Genomic DNA, 4,812 nt, shown 5'->3' with positions numbered 1-4,812 from the left:
CGCGATCTCCCACAGCCCGTCTGGAACAATCCAACTCCACGTGCCCCGCCCCATACCGACGTCAACGACGCCTCACCACATAGGACACGGTCTTATGCCTTCGAGCCGCAGATGTTGGGTGAAGCGCACGCTCGTATTTTGCGACCCGGCGTCGGACTGACATATGAGCTGGTCCCGGCCGACCGGGGGTGCCCTTCGCGGCCGCGGCGCCACAGCGCCGTTCTGATTGGAACGTCGACCCGTTCCACGTCTCGCCTCACGAAAGCGTGCCAGCCCACGAACTTCTGGGAGAAGCAGTCCACGACGAACGCGACGTAGGTGAAGGACTGGTAGGTGCGGACGTAGGTGGTGAAGTCCGTGATCCACTTCGGGTCGGGAGCCGGAGCGGTGAAGTCCCTGTTCAAAAGTCTGCCGCCCGGGTGCCGGCCGGGTTGGAGACGGTTGTTTTGGGTCTGTTGCCCCTCATGACGCCAGCAGGCTGAGTGAGCGTATGTCCCGGTCGACGGCCCCGAAACCGGCCTCGGGAACGCGGGTTCGGCGGATGAGAGCCAGCATCTTGCGCCGGCCATAGATTCCTTCTGGAGCCAGCGCACGCTGCCCGGCGGCGTTGGTGGCGAAGGCCAACGCGCGGACTGCGTCCTCGACCAGGGCATCGCTCACGGCCCGGGCCGCGCGTCCGTTCGCCGGCCCGGCCGGGACACACCAGGCTCGTAAGGTGCGTGCCGCGATCTTCAGTCCCGCGGTTTTCACGGCGACGAGGATCGACTCGACGGCATGATCGACCTTCTTCATCTGGTCGACGAAGGCCACGATCAGCGGTTTCGGGGGTCGAGCTCCCCCGCGAAGAAAATCGTCGCCGACTTCAGCACCTCGTTGACCTCGCGCAGCCGCTTGTTCTCGGCCCACACCGCTTGAGTTCCTCGCGTTCGTCGCTGGTCACGCCCGCTGCAGCACCGGTGTCGATCTCGTGCTGAGACACCCAGCGGCCCACGGACTCGCTAGAGACGCCGAGCGATTCGGCGGCCTGAACTTGGATAGCACGCTCGGTGGAGCACTCCGAGCGGTCATGCGTCACCAGACGTTACAACCTGGCTACGAAGTGCGAGGTCTTCTTCTTGGGCACGTGTTCCGATCCTCGCTGATGGCTCACAACGGGGCCCGTAGAGAAGGAAGTCAGAACGGTTCAAGCCGGTGATGAAGGCGTTTGAGCCGGTTGCGGACGGGCTTATGCCTTCGGTGTCGGGCATCGCACCCTCAGGCAGGTGTCGACTGTGCCGGACTCGGCGGTTGCACCGTGCTCACGCGTCCACGTTATGCCGCCTGCGAACTGACCGGCATTGCACGGACCGGACGGTGGCCGGGTCTCTCATCAGCGTCTGTGACGGCACCCGGGCCCGGCGACACTGCCCCCCAGGTCATTCGTTCGGCAGAAGGGGAAACAGCCATACTGGGGCCGCAGGACAGCGGCCCCATTGCAGGACCGCGAAAAACATGACTGTGAGAGCTCCTCTGCGGCCCGGGATGGGTTGATGTCAGGCGCGACGCCGATGGTTCGTGACTCGAAACATGACCGGCGCCCCGTCAGGGCTGTCTGTCGTTCCCCTGAGATGTCTGCCGGACCTCGGCCACGCCGCCCTGGCCCACCTGTTGGCTTGATCAGCAGCTTGTCCGCCTTGCGGCGTGACTCATCACACTTCCGCCACGCGGTTACGCCATCCTGACCGGCGCCGGCGCCGACGACAGCCGTCCGCCCAGCAAGGAGAACGACCACGTGGCCATCTTCGCAGGACAAGTCGCCAGTGTCATCCACGTCGATACTCACCGAGACACCCTCGCGGCGGCAGCCGTAAGTCCTATCGATGCTGCAGTCCTGAACAGCCCCGATGCCGCTGCGAACGCCCGCGGGTACCGCGCCTGCTGGACTTCGCCCGCCAGCACATCCCGGCCGCCGCTGCTGGGCCCCAGAAGGTGTCGGCAGCAGCTATGGCGCCGAGCTCGCCTCGTTCCTGGACCAGGGCCGGCGAGCAGGTCGTCGAGGGCTGTCGGCCCAAGCGGACAGCCAACCGGGGCGGACGTAAGAGCTCCAACGCCGTTTCTCCATCGCAGCCCCGTCCTGCAGCAAACCCGGGATGCGCACCCGCCTGGGCTACCGGCCCAACGGCACACCCACCACAAGAGCTGCGCCGAGACCGAGCGCCGTGGCCTCCTGATCGCTGCTCACCAGCAGCTCGGCAAACCGATCGTCCTCATCTGGGACAACTTTGACGTCTAGAACGACTGCCAGATGAAAGCTTTCATCGACTCCCACGATTGGTTAACCGCCTACCGCTTCGCGTACAACACCAGACGATCTGAGCCCATTGGAAAGGCTGTGTACACCACCCCGGTCGCGAGGAATGTCGCTACCTCAACACCTGAAACCGGCTACCCGCGGAGGTGTTATTCCAGTCATTCCCAGCGTAGCGTGAGCTCAGGGCGTGCCCACCGCTGATGACACGGTCAGTTTGAGAGGTGTGGCTCCCCAGGGAGCCCCGCCGTGCTTTCCCCCGCGCGACGGGGCCCTTCTGCACCTGGGCGTAGAATCGCTCGGCGCACCCCGCCCCGTTGCCCGCGGGTGCTCGCCGCACTTCCGGCGCCCCGCGGCCCCATCCAGGGAGCGAATGCAACGGGTCCTAACACACTGCTGGTCAGGCGGCTATCTTACTCGCCAAGTGAGTGCTTGGCTGGTGAACCCAGTCGAGCGTTGTGTGTGTGGGCTGCCGCTTTGGTCGGTGGACACCGTCCAAACATATGCGGCGGTGCGGGGGAGGCCCTGGGCGCCACTATTGAGTTACTCATGATCTGACACAGGACTGATCGATACAGCATCAGAGAGTCAGACCGGGTGGGCGGCAGGTAGTAGGTACTTATTTCGCCGCCAGGGGCTGGATGGTGCCGGCAGCGTCTGAATTTTGGGCTAGTGGGAGCCGTTTAGTCGTGGGCCATGGCGGGTTCTCGTTCGGTTGTGTTAGTTGGCGTTGTTGGCGGCCGGGAGGCCGCAGAGGTCGCTGCGGCCGCGCGTACGGTAGGAATCGCCTGTGAGGGAGTGGACCTCGGCGTGGCTGCGGACCATGGAGAACTGGTCGTGCGTAGCCATCGCAGACTGATCCGCCAATGAACGGCGTGGACAGAATTGAAGTGTGCTGTGTGTGGATCAGTTCGCTACGACAGGAGATACATGCGATGGCCTCCACGGTGGTGCTGGCTCAGGCCCTCGCCAGGCCGGAGCGGCCTGGCATTAGCGGCGCTATCCGGTGGTCGCATGATATCGGCACTGACTCGGAAGAGGCACTATTCCGATCACCTGATCAACCTTCAACGAGGCAGGTCTCGGCTGGGTCCGCCGACTCGACTTTGGTGAAAATTTTCTCAATCTTCGCCTTCAGGTCGGATGCGGTGAGGGGCTTAGTGATGAAGTGATTAGCGTCCGCCTGCTCAACCGGGACCAGCTGCTCTCTCTTCACCTCGGCAACTGTCATGAGGAATGGCAGCGCACCCAACTGATCATGAGCCCGGACCTTCTGGAGGAGGTCAATGCTCATACTTGGCTTGTTCAAGTCCGTGATAACAAAGTCGTAACGGCCACGTTCGAGGATGGGCAGTGCGGTGGCACCGCCGTCCGCCTCTTCTGTATTCGAGTAGCCAGCGTCTCTCAGGAGGCTTTTGGTGGTCCGCCGCCCGGTAGGGGAGTCACCAATGATCAGGATCTTCAAATCCTTGTTCACACCTTGGGCCTTCCTTCTGCAATCTACCCCGCTTTGAGCTCCGCGCGTTGGGAGCCCTGACTGCGGGGACTGCGTGGACATATGAGGTTGCGAACGCCGGTGCAGCTGCCTTCGTGATCGCTCTCTGTAATCTTTCGCGCGCATCTCGCGAGTTCAAGATTGCGGCCTCAGTGTCCATCTGTGATTGTCGAGGGCCAAGGAGACACGCCTAGACCAGGCGCAGGGTGCCAGCCCCGGCTCCTGTGGTGTAGCGAGCCAGGAGCACGCCATGTGCTGCGAGAGCCTCCTGGCAGCGGGGACACGGCCGCGCCAGCGCCGGAGCCCCGGCCCGGCTGAGACGCGCGACGTAAAGGGTCGCACCGCCCGGCGTCTTGCTGCGTCGCAGAACAGCCTCTTCGGCATGCAGGGTGGCATGCCTGAAGTCGATCTGAGCACAGTTGCGGCGGCGGTTGAATGAGTGCCCGAGAACCCGCCCGCCTTTGACTAGAACGGCTCCGACCCGGTAGCGGCACGTCGAGCGAGCCGCCTGCTTGAGAGCCAGATTCAGGAACGGGAGCACAGCAGCCTTCCAAGGGATGACATCAGTGGGCTCGAGCGATTTGTTTCCGCAGGAGCAGGCTTTTCGAACAAATGGGCGAGAGTGATCGTCGATGGGTAAGGTGAGGTTCGAACCCAGGCCCTTCGGAGGGGCGGCTTGATGCGAGACTGTTTGCGCTTTCCAGATTCCGCCCCTCCGGCCCGGCTGGCCGCGCTCTCACGCAATGGTGGTCTATCTCACGATTTCCATGTGCCGCGGGCCTGGCCAGCGAGCGAGATTTTATACCTCCGCTTGCCTCGAGCGCACCGAGGCAAGGCAACTCCCCGTCGTGACCAGTTCAAGAGACTTTCATCACGAAGGCAACCTGCGATGTTTCCTGTGGGGGCGAGAATGTATTCCGTGGTCAGGGGCGGATTTAGACCGTGTCCTATGTGGTGAGGCGTCGTTGACGTCGGTATGGGGCGGGGCACGTGGAGTTGGATTGTTCCAGACGGGCTGTGGGAGATCGCG

At 63.4% G+C, this 4,812-nt stretch carries 5 protein-coding genes; all 5 read right to left on the bottom strand.

All coding sequences use genetic code 11. From position 1 onward, the window contains the following. Positions 1-92: 92 nt before the first annotated feature. On the bottom strand, positions 93-569 hold the full coding sequence (locus ACFYP3_RS37000) for a DDE-type integrase/transposase/recombinase (RefSeq protein ID WP_388842458.1): 477 nt from the start codon (positions 567-569) through the stop codon (positions 93-95). Next, positions 463-810, bottom strand: coding sequence for a hypothetical protein (locus ACFYP3_RS36995; protein WP_388842456.1), 348 nt, complete (start codon positions 808-810; stop codon positions 463-465). The genes ACFYP3_RS37000 and ACFYP3_RS36995 overlap by 107 nt, the downstream gene beginning before the upstream one ends. Before the next feature lie 2,197 nt (positions 811-3,007). Then, positions 3,008-3,136 carry a hypothetical protein gene (locus tag ACFYP3_RS36990; protein WP_388842454.1) on the bottom strand — a complete coding sequence of 43 codons (129 nt, stop codon included), beginning with the start codon at positions 3,134-3,136 and terminating at the stop codon, positions 3,008-3,010. A gap of 211 nt (positions 3,137-3,347) precedes the next feature. Continuing rightward, on the bottom strand, positions 3,348-3,764 hold the full coding sequence (locus tag ACFYP3_RS36985) for a response regulator (protein ID WP_388842452.1): 417 nt from the start codon (positions 3,762-3,764) through the stop codon (positions 3,348-3,350). A gap of 208 nt (positions 3,765-3,972) precedes the next feature. Continuing rightward, a complete protein-coding gene (locus ACFYP3_RS36980) occupies positions 3,973-4,323 on the bottom strand; it encodes a hypothetical protein (protein WP_388842450.1) in 351 nt (116 codons plus the stop codon). Positions 4,324-4,812: the final 489 nt, after the last annotated feature.

Source organism: Streptomyces sp. NPDC005533 (assembly GCF_042871845.1).
Classification (GTDB): domain Bacteria; phylum Actinomycetota; class Actinomycetes; order Streptomycetales; family Streptomycetaceae; genus Streptomyces.
The sequence above is the reverse complement of the archived record's forward strand: the minus strand, read 5'-3'. Positions and strand labels throughout refer to the sequence as shown.

Coding starts and splice junctions, on each gene's coding strand:
- ACFYP3_RS37000 (WP_388842458.1), bottom strand. CDS start 569: ATGGCCGGCGCAAGATGCTGGCTCTCATCCGCCGAACCCGCGTTCCCG.
- ACFYP3_RS36990 (WP_388842454.1), bottom strand. CDS start 3,136: ATGGCTACGCACGACCAGTTCTCCATGGTCCGCAGCCACGCCGAGGTC.